This window comes from Streptomyces bathyalis (assembly GCF_015910445.1).
In the GTDB taxonomy this organism is placed as follows: domain Bacteria; phylum Actinomycetota; class Actinomycetes; order Streptomycetales; family Streptomycetaceae; genus Streptomyces; species Streptomyces bathyalis.
On sequence record NZ_CP048882.1, the window covers coordinates 2,246,819 to 2,259,337 of the forward strand.

Annotated in this window: 12 protein-coding genes; 2 read left to right on the forward strand and 10 right to left on the reverse strand. The window is 68.6% G+C overall.

What is annotated here, in order from left to right:
• Window positions 1-6: 6 nt before the first annotated feature.
• From G4Z16_RS09550 to G4Z16_RS09560, 3 genes are all read right to left on the reverse strand, one after another.
• A complete protein-coding gene (locus G4Z16_RS09550; RefSeq protein ID WP_197350429.1) occupies window positions 7-1,203 on the reverse strand; it encodes a putative T7SS-secreted protein in 1,197 nt (398 codons plus the stop codon).
• 30 nt (window positions 1,204-1,233) lie between these two features.
• A complete protein-coding gene (locus tag G4Z16_RS09555) occupies window positions 1,234-1,524 on the reverse strand; it encodes a hypothetical protein (protein ID WP_197350430.1) in 291 nt (96 codons plus the stop codon).
• 192 nt (window positions 1,525-1,716) lie between these two features.
• Window positions 1,717-4,089 carry an isoamylase gene (locus tag G4Z16_RS09560; RefSeq protein WP_197350431.1) on the reverse strand — a complete coding sequence of 791 codons (2,373 nt, stop codon included), beginning with the start codon at window positions 4,087-4,089 and terminating at the stop codon, window positions 1,717-1,719.
• 480 nt (window positions 4,090-4,569) lie between these two features.
• On the opposite strand from G4Z16_RS09560, the gene G4Z16_RS09565 reads away from it, so the two are divergent.
• Complete coding sequence (locus G4Z16_RS09565; protein ID WP_246530759.1) at window positions 4,570-5,427, forward strand: endonuclease I family protein; 858 nt, start codon at window positions 4,570-4,572, stop codon at window positions 5,425-5,427.
• 125 nt (window positions 5,428-5,552) lie between these two features.
• Here G4Z16_RS09565 and G4Z16_RS09570 read toward each other — a convergent pair whose 3' ends face one another.
• The 4 genes from G4Z16_RS09570 to G4Z16_RS09585 all read right to left on the reverse strand — a co-directional run bounded on the left by G4Z16_RS09570 (window position 5,553) and on the right by G4Z16_RS09585 (window position 7,865).
• Complete coding sequence (locus G4Z16_RS09570) at window positions 5,553-6,119, reverse strand: NlpC/P60 family protein (RefSeq protein ID WP_197350432.1); 567 nt, start codon at window positions 6,117-6,119, stop codon at window positions 5,553-5,555.
• A gap of 273 nt (window positions 6,120-6,392) precedes the next feature.
• Window positions 6,393-6,734: an SCO4225 family membrane protein gene (locus tag G4Z16_RS09575; protein ID WP_197350433.1), complete on the reverse strand. Its 342-nt coding sequence runs from the start codon at window positions 6,732-6,734 to the stop codon at window positions 6,393-6,395.
• 151 nt (window positions 6,735-6,885) lie between these two features.
• Window positions 6,886-7,305 (reverse strand): STAS domain-containing protein, encoded by a 420-nt coding sequence (locus G4Z16_RS09580; protein ID WP_197350434.1) that lies wholly within the window; start codon window positions 7,303-7,305, stop codon window positions 6,886-6,888.
• A 116-nt stretch (window positions 7,306-7,421) separates the two neighbouring features.
• The gene (locus tag G4Z16_RS09585; RefSeq protein WP_197350435.1) at window positions 7,422-7,865 is read right to left on the reverse strand and encodes an ATP-binding protein; all 444 of its coding nucleotides are present in this window, start codon (window positions 7,863-7,865) and stop codon (window positions 7,422-7,424) included.
• Between the two features lie 291 nt (window positions 7,866-8,156).
• Here G4Z16_RS09585 and G4Z16_RS09590 point away from each other — a divergent pair, with 291 nt between their 5' ends.
• Window positions 8,157-9,050, forward strand: coding sequence for an RNA polymerase sigma factor SigF (locus G4Z16_RS09590; RefSeq protein ID WP_197350436.1), 894 nt, complete (start codon window positions 8,157-8,159; stop codon window positions 9,048-9,050).
• 216 nt (window positions 9,051-9,266) lie between these two features.
• Here the strand turns inward: G4Z16_RS09590 and G4Z16_RS09595 are convergent, their stop codons facing one another.
• From G4Z16_RS09595 to G4Z16_RS09605, 3 genes are all read right to left on the reverse strand, one after another.
• Window positions 9,267-9,440, reverse strand: a complete 174-nt coding sequence (locus tag G4Z16_RS09595) for a CsbD family protein (protein ID WP_197350437.1) — start codon at window positions 9,438-9,440, stop codon at window positions 9,267-9,269.
• A 136-nt stretch (window positions 9,441-9,576) separates the two neighbouring features.
• Window positions 9,577-11,010, reverse strand: a complete 1,434-nt coding sequence (locus G4Z16_RS09600) for a 3-hydroxybutyrate oligomer hydrolase family protein (protein WP_197350438.1) — start codon at window positions 11,008-11,010, stop codon at window positions 9,577-9,579.
• 569 nt (window positions 11,011-11,579) lie between these two features.
• Window positions 11,580-12,428, reverse strand: coding sequence for a SigB/SigF/SigG family RNA polymerase sigma factor (locus tag G4Z16_RS09605; protein ID WP_197350439.1), 849 nt, complete (start codon window positions 12,426-12,428; stop codon window positions 11,580-11,582).
• Window positions 12,429-12,519 lie beyond the last annotated feature (91 nt).

Consider the following 12,519-nt stretch of genomic DNA (forward strand, 5'->3'; position numbering starts at 1 on the left):
CCTCCCCTACCGGGTGGCTTGGTTCCAGGCGCCATAGCCGAAGGAAGCAGATTTGACCGTCAGTTGGGAAGCGTGGTTCAGCGCTTCCGGGTTCGTGACCGTCTTGCCGAAAGCGCCCGCCACGGCCTTCTCCGCGGGCCCCAGCAGGTATTTCTGGCTGAGTGGCTCGCGCAGCCCGCTGTTGACCGCGTCCTTTGCAGCACCCATACGCGTTGTGGCTTGAGCCGCCTTGGCGGCCCCGGCTGCCGCTTCAGCTCCTTGCTCGGCCTGCTTGGCTCCCTTGACCAACGCCACGGCACCCTTCCCCGCGGGAATCACCGACAGCGCATCCAGCCCCATCTTCGCCCAGCCGCCCTTCTGCCCGCGCATGCCCTGGACCGCGTGGCCCGCCATCGCGCCGAGGGCGAAGGCGCCCGCAGCGGCACCCAGCACGGCGCCTACGGCGGTGCCGACGCCGGGGATGATCTGGCAGGCGAGGGCCGCCGCTCCGAGGCCCGAGGAGATGGTGGAGAGCAAGTCGGCGTTCTCGGCGAGCCAGTCGCCGGCGTCGCGTGCGACCTCCTTGAGGCCGTCACTGATCCGTTCCCACAGCCCGAAGTCCGGCGGGTGGTTCTCGGACGCCTTGATGATGGCCGCCTCGGCCTCCTGCGCCCGGTCGTTCCAGCGGCCGTAGATCTCCTCGGCCTCACGGATCAGCTTCTCCAGCTTGTTCTGCGCCTGATCCACCTCGGCCCGCTGCCGGTCCAGCTTCTTGTTGAGCCGGTCGGCCTCGTCGGCGGGCATGGGGCCGAGCGCCCTGAGACGGTCGTTCTCCGTGTTGTAGGCGTGCGTGAGACGGTCGGCCTCGCGCCGGGCCGTGACGGCCTCGGACTCCAGGTTCTGCGCCGACCGCTGGAACGCGGAGAGCTGTCCGTGCCAGGAGCGCAGCGCCTTCGCGCAGTCCCCCATGGAATCGGTGCCCTGCTTCAGGTACTTGGGCAGTTCGCCGAGCTTCTTCGAGAACCGGTCCGCCGCCTCGCCCTTCCAGGCACCGTCCTTCTTCCCGATGGATGTCAGCAGTTCGTCGAGCTCGTCCAGTTCGGTACTGACGGCCTTCACGTCGGAGGCCAGGTCGTCGATGGCTTCGAGGTTGCCCTTGGCAGGGTTGAATCCCAGACCGGGCCAGGCGTCGTCGCCCAGGATGAAGATGCTGCGATAGGACATGCGGAGTACCCCCTCGTTGCTTCCGCCTCGTTACTTCGCGCCGAATCCCTTGGCGGTGGACTCCTCGCCTGCCTTGTAGGTGTCGATGGTGGTCCGGAGGCGGTCCTTGATGTCCTTTGCCGCGTCCTCGATCCGCTTGATGCCGTCGTCCCATTCCGACTGGAAGGTGTCACAGGCGTTGTCCAGCCCGTTCGTTCCCAGCGTCTTCGGGCCGACGTTCTTGAGGCGCTCCCTGGCCTGCTGCATGCGCTCGTCGCACTCTTCGAGTCGGTGCAGTGCGCGCTCGGCCGCGGTGATGTCTATCTCAAAGCCCGTGCTCAATGTCTCTCCCCGTTGTACCGGCTTCGGGCCCACTACACCTGTGACGCAGTGGCACCGTCAACTCGCCGTGGATGTCGCATGGTTGAGGATTCCGTGACGATTTCCCGCGCGACTCCCGTTCGTCGGCCGGGGCACACGAAACGCCCGCCGGCCGCCTCGTCGTGAGGCGTACCGGCGGGCGGTCCGCGGCGGTTACTCGGCGATCAGCACGGCCATGGAGCGGCCACCCAGCTCGTACTTGGTGCCCTTGCCGCCGACCGGCTTCTCCGAGCCCGGCTCGGCCACCTGGTCGGCGCCCTCGGACGCGGCGCCGGTGTCGGTCACGCGGTGCCACTCCTTACCTTCGCCGGGCGAGGGAAGCGTGAACTCGGACGCCTCCGACCACCCGTTGTAGGCGACGTACAGTCCGTCGGCCGGGTCATCGAACTCGGTGCCGTCGATGCGCCAGGCGAGCGCGTGGTTGGACGCGTCGTTCCAGTACGCGTCGTCCGGCGCGGAACCTGCCGGCGTGAACCAGTCGAGCTGGCCGGTGCCGTTGCCGTTGGTGTCCTTCGACGTGTAGAAGTCCGCGGGCCGCAGCGCCGGGTGGGCCTTGCGGAACTCGAGCAGCCGTTGCGTGTACGTACGGAAGGTGCGCTGGTCCGAATCGGGGTCGTGGCCCAGCCAGTTGGCCTCGTTGTCGAGGTTGTAGGGGTTGTTGTTGCAGCGCGTGCTGCGCAGGACCTCGTCGCCGCCGGTCATCATCGGCGTGCCCGCCGAGAGCATGAGGAAGGCGAATCCGTTGCGGGCGGCCTGCCGTTGGGCCGCGGCCCCGCCGCCCTGGTCCCAGGAGATGTTGTCGTCCGACCCGCCGTCGGAGGGGCCGTACGGCCAGGCCTGGTCGTTCTTCTTCTCGTTGCAGGAGTAGAGGTCCCGCTGCGTGAACCCGTCGTGCGCGACCATGAAGTTGACCGAGCTGGAGGGCCGCCGCCCGTCGTCGCCGTAGAGGTCGGAGGAGCCGGCGAACCGCGTGGCGAGCTGCCCCGGGGTCACCTTCTCTCCGGGCTTGTTCTGGTCGGCGCGCAGAGTGTCGCGGTACTTGCCGTTCCACTCCGCCCAGCCCTCCGGGAAGTTGCCGATCTGGTACGTGCCGTCGCCGAGCGCCCAGGGCTCGGCGATCCAGTCGGTGCCCTCGCCGCCTCTCGCGCCGCGCGCGGGCATCTCCTCGGTGATGCGGTGCAGCGCGGTCTTCGGGTCGGTGGCGCTGTACTTGAAGCACCCGTGCTCGCAGGTGTTGCCGAGTACGGGTGCGAGGTCGTGCCGGAAGCCGTCGACGCCGAGGGTGTCCTTCCAGTACCGCAGGGAGTCGACGACGAGGCTCTGCGCGACCGGATTGTAGGTGTTGAAGTTGCCGCCGACGCCCGTGTTGTCCATGGGTCCTTGGCGGTCGTCGGTCAGCGAGTAGTACGTGGGGTTGTCCAGGCCGCGGTAGGAGTGGATGCCGTAGGTGTTCTTGTCCCCCTCCTTCCAGGGGCCGCCTTCTCCGGTGTGGTTGTAGACCACGTCGGCGATGACCTTGATGCCGGCGTCGTGGTACGCCTTGACCATCGCGCGGAACTCGCGGGTGGGGCCGCCGGGTGAGTCGTCCGCGGCGTAACGGCGGTCCGGGGCGAAGAAGTTGTCGGTGACGTATCCCCAGTAGTTGTCGTCCGCGCTGCTGTCCGGATCGGCGTCGTTGGCGTCGTTCTGCGATTCCTGCATGGGCAGGAACTCCACGGCGGTGACGCCGAGTCGGGCCAGCTCCTCCGCCTTCGCCGCAGCGCCCTTGTAGGTGCCGCGTTCAGCGGCCGGGACGGCGGGGTCGTTCTTGGTCAGTCCGCGCAGATGCACCTCGTAGACGATGTCGTCCTTGAGCGCGCGCCGTGGCTTCTCGCCCGTGCCTCCCCCAGAGCCTTCGGCCTGGGAGGTGCCCCCATCGCCGGATCCCGTTCCGGGCAGCACGATGCCCTTCGGGGCCTGCGCGCCGCTGTCCTCATCGCGGTGCTCGGGGCCCGAGCCGTAGACGCCTTTGTCGGTCATCCCCTCACGCAGCGGGTCGTGGCTGACTTCGAGTGCGTACGGGTCGAGGAGCAGCTTGTTCGGGTTGAACCTGTTGCCCTTGCCGTCCACGTCGGAGACGAAGCCGGCCTCGGAGCCCTTCTTCCAGTCCTTGTCGTAGGGCCAGTTGGGGCCCCATGCGCGGTAGCCGTAGTAGACGGTGCCCTCGATGCCGTACTTCTCGCGGAGTTCCGCGACGGTCACTGTCGCCGTCCAGGTGCCGTCGGAACCGGACTCCCTCTCCAGCGGCAGGCTCGCCTTCTCGTCGGCGCCGGCGGCCTTGTCGTAGAGCTCGACGAGCATCCGCGTCGCGGCGGAGGAGTGCACCCGGAAGGTGATGCTCTCGCCGCTGCCGTCGTAGTGGGCTCCGAGGGCCGGAGCATCCGCGGCGGCGGCCCGTGCCGGCTGGCCGGCGGCCGGCATGAGGCCGATGACGGCGGAGAGGGTGACGGCCGCTGCCGCCAGTCGGAGAAAGCGCAGGCGTCCCAAGGGGGTTCAGCTCCTCGAGGTGGGGGGTGGACAGGTGAGCCCGAGGAGTGCGTCGAGACGGGCCCGCGGCCCGTGCAGGCGTGCACGCACGCACCACGGCTCCTTCGCATCGCTCGGGAGGCCGCACGCGCCGGCAGCCGGACGTCGATTCCCGTGCATCGGCGGGAACTTGAAGGGAACGTAACGGGGTCACACACCCCTGTAAAGGCTTCCCGCAAGATTCAGGAAGGACTTGCGAAGGGGTCCGGTTCGCCCAACAGAGCCCGATCATGGGGACATTGAGCGAGTGAAGTGCGGACAGCCCAGGGTGACGACGCACCAGGCTTCACGACTTCTTCACAGCACAGTTTCATATACGTCCCGCATCGTTGTTCGAGGCAATGGAAGGCTCTTCCACGGCCGACCACCCATCGGCCGGTGCCGTGCTGTGACCCCCACATTGCGCACACGGCGCCACATCCTCGGGGAGAGGACGCCAACGTGGACTTCATACGTTCCGCAGCGCGCCGCAGAACGCTCGGCGCACTCGCCGGCACCGCGCTCATAGCCGCCGTCATACAGATCCCCGCCTCCGCGGGCACGGCCACCGCACCGGACAAGAGCACCCCACGGGCCTCCGGCGCACAGCCGGCCTTCAGCGCCGCCGAAGACGACGAGTACTACAAGGACGCCGAAGGCAAGACCGGCGAAGAGCTCAAGAAGGCGCTGCACGGCATCATCAGCAAGGGCGTGACCACGCTCTCGTACGACGAGGTCTGGGACGCGCTGAAGGAGACCGACAAGGACCCGGACAACGCGGGCAACGTCATCCTGCTCTACAGCGGCAAGTCCGATTCCGCGGACAACAACGGCGGCGGAGAGGACCAGTGGAACCGTGAGCACGTCTGGGCCAAGTCCCACGGCGACTTCGGCACCGGCAACGGCCCCGGTACGGACGTGCACCACCTGCGCCCGACCAACACCAAGGTCAACAGCATCCGCGGCAGCAAGGACTTCGACAAGGGCGGCGAGGAAGTCGAGGGCGCGCCGGGCAGCCGCACGGACGAGGACTCCTTCGAGCCGCGCGACGAGGTCAAGGGCGATGTCGCCCGCATGATCCTCTACATGGACGTCCGCTACGAGGGCGACGACGAGTTCCCGGACCTGGAAGCCAACGACGACGTCAACAACGGCTCCAAGCCCAACATCGGGCGGATCTCGGTCCTGAAGCAGTGGAGCGACGAGGACCCGCCGGACAAGTTCGAGGAGAACCGCAACCAGGTCATCTTCGACAAGTTCCAGAAGAACCGGAACCCGTTCATCGACCACCCGGAGTGGGTCAAGGAGATCTACAAGTAAGGGAACGGACCGCGGCCCCGCGTGAGCAGGGCCGCGCACCTCCCGACCCGCGGACAGCACTGTGCCCTCGTCCCTGTTCCGGGACGAGGGCACAGTCGCGGGGTCGCTGACTCCGGCCGTCTGCCTCAGTACTTCTTCGGGCGGTAGGCGTCGTACTCGTCGCTCCCGATGCCGTAGCTGCGGGTGCTGTGGTCGGTGCCGTAGCTGCCACGCTGCTCGTAGGCCCGGTAGGACTTGTGGGCGGAGCTGGTCCACTTCTCGAAGATGACGACGTGACGGGTCGTGGAGCTGCCGTTCGCGTCGATGATCAGGTCGCCCTTCTTCAGCTGCGACATCTTGATCTTGTTCGTGAACTGCGAGGAGGCCAGACCCACGGTGTTCGTGCCCGGCTTCCCGTACTTGAGCGCCATGCTCACGTAGCCGGAGCAGTCCGTGCGGTAGCCCTGGAACGTCTTGCTCTGGCTGTAGGGAACCTGGTGACCGTTGACGGCGGTCAGCCAGGTCTTGGCCCGCTTGATGACGGTGTCGCGGCTGATGGTGGCCTCGGCGCCGGCGTCCGCCTTCGCCGCACGCGCCTGGGTGCCTGCGGTGGGCTCCGCCGGAGCGTCACCGGCCATGGCCATGGGGGTGAGGGATGCCAGGACGGCAGCGCCCGCGACCATGGGGAGAACTATTCGTGTCCTGCGGTTCATGTGGTCCCCGTGTTTCGTCCGATTTCCCGTGACGGGCTGACAGCCGGGCACAGCGACGGACGAATCCGCGGCGGTTGTCCCAACTCGCGGATTTCATCGGCCTGTTGCCCGACGACGGGGAACGCTAGGCGTATTGAGGTGAACGCGTCAATGCACTCCGGGCCCTCAGCCGATACCGATGACGAATGTCAGGCGGTGAAATTCACACCCGCCCTCGAAGTGCCTCACGGGAAATGCGCACACGTCTGCCCCGGCAGCGGCAGCCGTCCCGGATCAGGCCTGTGACGTGCGGCTTCGCAGCCACCGCAGCAACAGCCCGAGCACCGTGGCATTGATGAGTGCCGCCGCGGCGAGCAGGATCAGGAAAAGCGGGAGGGTCACCGCCGTCGGCAGCAGAAAACCGATTCCGCCGGCGAGCAGCACCACGAGGAAACTCGTCGGCAGCGTGGCGAAAATCGGCCAGACTCCCGCGAACGAAGGACCTTCGTCGTTCGCGAGAACGGCATCGAAGGCCGTCCAGACCAGCAATGCCGCACACACTGTCAAATACACGCGGGACAGCCAGTTGTCCGTCGCCGCCGAGAGAATTCGCTTCCAGCCACTGCGGTCCCGCATGGTCACTCTTCCCGGTCGAGGAGAGATCTCGGTGAGAGATGCCGGTCGCGCGTGTTCCGGCAGATCCTCCACTGCTCCGCTGCCGGGCGCATGAGTACTTGTACTCAGATCCGCGGCTTTCCGGAAGGCCCGAGGGCCGGTTGAGCCCGCGTCAGGTCCGCTGCGCGGCCGCCCGCACAGCGTCGTCCAGCGTGTCGCGCACATTGAGGACGCCCGTGATGCCAGTGACCTCGAACAGCCGCCCGACGAAGGGCTGGAGGGGCCCGGCCACATGGAGAGACGTGCGGGTGCGCGTGCGCAGGAGCAGATTGAGCGCCGAGGAGTCCGCGAAGCTGACCTGCGAGAGATCCACCACCAGCCTGTCGGCGCCCGAGTCGAGAACGTCGTCCAGGACGGGGACGACGTCCTGGACCGTGGTGATGTCCAGTTCGCCGGAGAGGGTCAGCACCTCCACGCCCTCTTCGCGCCGCCGCGAGACCACAGGGGAGATGCCGTCGGCATCCGCGCCCCCGGTCTCCTCGTCCCGTCCGCGCTGCGGGGGCTCACCCGTCGTCTCGTCACCGGTCGTCACAGCGTCTTACCTTGTCACACGCCGCACCGTCCGCCGCTCAACCGACCCGGCCCACACCCTGCGGCAACCGGAACGCGGCTTCGCGCGCGGCTCGGTGAGTCAGGACGCGGGTGGGATCAGTTGAGTGACGCGCCGGCCCGGTCAGGGTGCAGCCACTGCGCGCGCATGGTCTTGCCGTGGGCCGACGCCAGCACTTCCAGCGTGTCGGCGCACTGCTCGACGATGCGCAGACCCCAGCCGCCGCTGCCGTCGAGCTTCCCCTGCCGCCAGCGCGGCGGGAGCGGCACGGGGTCCGTGACCTCGATCCGCACGCGATGCGGTTCGGCCTGTACCCGCAGTTGCCACGTCCCCCGAGCGTGACGCTGAGCGTTGGTCACGAGTTCGGAGACGACGAGGAGTACTCCGCTCAGGTCCACCCAGGCGCATTCGCTCGCCAGGTGCTCCTCCACGGCCTTGCGTGCCTGCCCGATGTCGGTGAACACCGAATCCACCAGCAGGGCCTCCTGCTGTTGTTCCCCTCCGCCTGTCGCCGCAGGGCTGTGACCCGTAGGCACAGGCATCACCTCCCGTCCTCTGCCGAGGACGCGCTCTCCTCGACGGACTCCGTTCGTCCGTACGACGCGCGTACGGAGATCCGGGTTCTCGCCGAGGTCTGTCTGTCGGTCGGTCCCAGGTCCGCTTGCCCAACGACGCAAGCCTCATGCCAACTAGATGTCGACGGACGCCTCAAGATGCCGCAAAACTGCCCATAGGCGACAACACTTCGTTCCCGGAGGCTTGTTCGGCCAGAAGCCGGGTAGGCGATACAGCCCGGCGCCCAAGTGACTCGAAGTGAAGGGCAGGTCCACGCGATGACTTCCGCAACGCCGACCGTCACGACAACGGAGGAAGCACCCTCAGGGTCGCCATCCGTATTCGAAGGGCGGGGAGCCGGAGGGGAATCGCACGAGCTGCCCGTCATCGATGAGCCCGAGAAGCTTGCTCCCGAGGACGCGCGTCAGCTCTCCAAGACGCTCTTCGACAGGCTGGCAGTCCTCGAGGAGGGCACGCACGAGTACCAGTACGTGCGCAACACCCTCATCGAGATCAACCTGACGCTCGTACGGTATTCGGCGCGCCGCTTCCGCTCCCGCGGCGACGACATGGACGACATCGTGCAGGTCGGCACCATCGGCCTGATCAAGGCGATCGACCGGTTCGACCTCTCGCGCGAGGTGGAGTTCACCACCTTCGCGATCCCGTACGTCGTCGGCGAGATCAAGCGCTTCTTCCGCGACACCACGTGGGACGTGCGCGTTCCGCGTCGCCTGCAGGAGATGCGCATGGACCTGGCGCGGGCCAACGACAAGCTCACCTCGAAGCTGGGCCGTTCGCCTCGCGTGAGCGAGCTCGCCGAGCATCTCGGTGTGAGCGAGGAGGAGATCGTCGAGGGCCAGGTCGCGGCCAACGGCTACAACTCCTCGTCCCTCGACGCCACGGTCAACGACGAGGAGGGCGAGGCCTCCCTCGCGGACGTTCTGGGCGAACGTGACGAGGCCATGGAACTGGTCGAGGACTTCCACGCCCTCAAGCCCCTCCTCGCCGAACTCTCCGAGCGCGACCGGAAGATCATCGAGCTGCGCTTCGGCGACGAGCTGACGCAGGCGCAGATCGGTGAACACCTCGGTCTCTCGCAGATGCACGTCTCCCGCCTGCTCAGCCGCGCTCTCTCCGGCCTCCGCGCCGGGATGCTCGCGCAGAACTGACTGCGCACCGGGTCGCTGCCTGGACGGCTGGGCGCCTCGGGCGGGTGCCCCGGCCGTCCATGGCGTCGGTGAGGAAGCGGCGGCCATCGGCACGCGATTCGGTACGGAAACCATCGGCACGGGATCCGGCACGGAAAAGGGCCTGTGACGACAGATCGTCACAGGCCCTTCGGATGTTCCGTCGTCGCGCTCACGGCAGCCGCGGCGCGCACGCGGTCAGCGCCGGAAGGCGTCCTTGGCCTTCTCGGCCGCCTGCCGGGCGTCGCCCTTCGACTGCTCGCGGCGGCCTTCCGCCGCGAGCCGCTCGTTGCCGAGCGCGCGGCCGACGGTCTCCTTGAACTTGCCCCTGAGCTGGTCGCTCTTGGCCTGCTGCTTCTTCTCAGCACCCACGGTGAGTCCTCCTCCCCACGAGATTTCTGCTGATGTACCGCAACGGGTGCCCGCGCAAGAAGGGTGGAAACGACCCGGCCGAAGCCGTCCTGTGCCGAGCCGTTGAGGACGTTCGGCCCCAACTCGGCGCCCCGGGTCACCTCTTGAGGGGGCAGCTCCTCGTCAGCTCCGCCTGCGAGGCGCCGTCCGGCCTGGGCACGTCGCGGCTGCGCGGCGGCTCCGTGCCGTCGTCGAGCCAGTGCTCCAGTGCCGTGAACGCGGAGCGGTGGCACGGCGTGAGAGGCCGCAGCTTGTCGGGGAAGGTGTCCGCGAGCGAGTCGACGTGGTTGCCGTCCTCGACGCGGTAGTAGCGGAAGAGCCCGCCGCGTCCGGAGTCGCGCACCATGCGGGCGTAGACGTCAGAGTCCTCGCCGATCGGCAGCAGGGTGTCGAGGGTGCCGTGCAGCGTGATCAGCGGTTTGCCGATCCGCCCGGTGAGCCCGGCCCGTGCGACGGCCCGGCGGACGTCGTCGGGACGGTCGCCGTATTCGTAGTCCGCGTCGCACGGCGGACCGTCCGGGTCCCCGGGCGCGCAGAACGGGGTACCGGCCTCGGTGTCCCCGTCGAAGCCTGGATCCATCTCCTCGCGGTACACCCGCTGGGTGAGGTCCCAGTAGTTCTTGTGGAAGTAGGGCCACAGGAATTCGGAGCCGCGCGGGAATCCGGCGCGGTGCAGGGCCTTCCTGGCCTTCGCCGCGCCGGGGCCGCCGGCGGCGTACGCCGGGTAGTGGCGCAGCGCCTGCGGCAGGAAGGTCAGCAGGTTCGGCCGCTCGCCGCCTGCCCGCCACAGCGTGCCCTCCCAGTCGACGCCGCCGTCGTAGAGCTCGGGACGGTTCTCCAGCTGCCAGCGCACGAGGTAGCCGCCGTTGGACATGCCCGTTGCCAGGGTGCGCTCGGGCGGACGCCGGTAGTGATCGGCGACCGTCGCGCGGGCGGCGCGCGTGAGCTGCGTGACGCGCTGGTTCCACTCGGCGATCGCGTCCCCGGGTGTCCGTCCGTCGCGGTAGAAGGACGCGCCGGTGTTGCCCTTGTCGGTGGCGGCGAACGCGTAGCCGCGCTCGAGCGCCCAGTCGCCGATGGCCCGGTCGTTGGCGTACTGCTCACGGTTGCCGGGCGAGCCGCTGACGACGAGGCCGCCGTTCCAGCGGGCGGGCAGCCGCAGCACGAACTGGGAGTCGTGCTGCCAGCCGTTGTTGGTGTTCGTCGCCGAGGTGTCCGGGAAGTAGCCGTCGATCTGGAGGCCCGGCACACCCTTCGGCGTGGGCAGCCCCGCAGGGGTCAGACCTGCCCAGTCGGCGGGATCGGTGTGTCCCGACTCCACGGTGCCCGCCGTCGTCAACTCGTCGAGACAGGCCGACCTTTGATGTTCGGCTCCGGGTACGCGCGGTATGTCCGTCCGGGCACAGCCGCGGTCCGCGTCCTGCTGCGCGGCCACACCGCCGGATGCGGGGAAGGAGAGCATTGCGGCGGTGAGCGCGGCGACGGTCGCGAGGCGGTACGGGCGTACGGCGGCGCTGCTGGCCCGTTTCATCGCAGTGGCCTCCATGGGGGCTGTGTCCGGCGGGCGGCCGGGCCGGGGTCCGGCGTGGTGAGTGCCCGCAGGCTATGAGCCCCCTCCGCACACGGCACACGTGACGGACCGCCACCTTCCGCGCCCGCGCGGTGGTGCCCGGCCACACGCCCGGGCATGCGAATCGCGACCGTCCACAGATGGTGGACAGCAGCCAGCGCCCTGCCGCACGCGAACCCGCCTGCGCGGCAGGTCGGTTGAGGGCCGGCGCAGGTGTCGCACGTGTCCCGGGCAGCGCAGGGCGCGCCGCAGCCGTCAGTGGTAGAGCACCGACTGGATCTTCGGGTCGTCGATGTTGTGCCGGTCGTACCAGTAGTAGCCGGCGGTCCGGCCGGACCTTCATAGGGTCTCCATACGACAGGCCCGTCGATTTCGCCGCAGCGGCGGGCCGAAATCGACTCCGTAGGGCGCCTGACCAGGCATGCGTACGCGTCCAGTCCGTACGCCCGCGCACGGACGGCGAAACGGCCCGCCCGCATCCCTGGCGACCTGGACGCGGAACGGGCCGGGCTCCCCCGGGCCGGCCGAGGCTAGACCGTCATCGGGGTCCGCTCCGAGGAGGAGTCGTGAGCCCGGGCTGCCACCTCGGTCTCGACCTCCCGGTGGAGGCGCTCGCAGGTACGGCTGATGAGCCGCGAGACGTGCATCTGGGAGATTCCGAGCTGCTCGGCGATGCTGCTCTGCGTCATGTCGCAGAAGAAGCGCAGGTAGAGGATGTAGCGCTCGCGCTCCGGCAGGTTGCGCAGCTGCGGCTTGACCGCCTCGCGGTAGGTCACGCGGTCGAAGCCGGGCTCGGTGGCTCCGAGGGTGTCGAGCAGGGAGTAGCCGTCCTCGTTCTTGGACAGCTCGGCGTCGAGCGACAGCGCGCTGTAGCTCTCCAGCGCCTCCATGCCGATGACGACGTCCTCCTGGCTGAGTCCGCTGTGCTCGGCGATCTGCGCCACGGTGGGCGAGCGGTCATCGAGGGTGACGCCCAGTTCGCGGCTGCTGGCACGTACGCGGTTGCGCAGCTCCTGCACGCGGCGCGGCACGTGCAGATCCCACATGTAGTCGCGGAAGTGCCGCTTGATCTCCCCGACGATGGTCGGCACCGCGAAGCTCTCGAAGGCGCACCCACGGGCCGGGTCGTAGCGCGCGACGGCCTTGACCAGCCCCAGCGCGGCGACCTGCTGCAGGTCCTCGAGATTCTCGCCGCGGTTGCGGAAGCGCTGGGCGAGGCGGTCGGCCATGGGCATCCAGGCCCGTACGACCTCCTGGCGCAGCTCCTCCTTCTCCGCCCCGTCCGGCAGTGACGTGATGCGCTCGAAGTGTGCGGCGGTGTCGGGTGCATCGTCATGCGGGTGGCGTGCGTGCTTCGCACGGAATCGAACTGCTGACATGACCTGATGCCTCCCGGTGCGCGGTAACTACGGGTAGCGCGTCACCACGGGAACCGACACAGCGATCAAGCGCGGCGGCGCCGACCGCCCT

Coding starts and splice junctions, on each gene's coding strand:
- G4Z16_RS09550 (WP_197350429.1), bottom strand. CDS start 1,203: ATGTCCTATCGCAGCATCTTCATCCTGGGCGACGACGCCTGGCCCGGT.
- G4Z16_RS09570 (WP_197350432.1), bottom strand. CDS start 6,119: ATGAACCGCAGGACACGAATAGTTCTCCCCATGGTCGCGGGCGCTGCC.
- G4Z16_RS09575 (WP_197350433.1), bottom strand. CDS start 6,734: ATGCGGGACCGCAGTGGCTGGAAGCGAATTCTCTCGGCGGCGACGGAC.
- G4Z16_RS09585 (WP_197350435.1), bottom strand. CDS start 7,865: ATGCCTGTGCCTACGGGTCACAGCCCTGCGGCGACAGGCGGAGGGGAA.
- G4Z16_RS09590 (WP_197350436.1), top strand. CDS start 8,157: ATGACTTCCGCAACGCCGACCGTCACGACAACGGAGGAAGCACCCTCA.
- G4Z16_RS09600 (WP_197350438.1), bottom strand. CDS start 11,010: ATGAAACGGGCCAGCAGCGCCGCCGTACGCCCGTACCGCCTCGCGACC.
- G4Z16_RS09605 (WP_197350439.1), bottom strand. CDS start 12,428: ATGTCAGCAGTTCGATTCCGTGCGAAGCACGCACGCCACCCGCATGAC.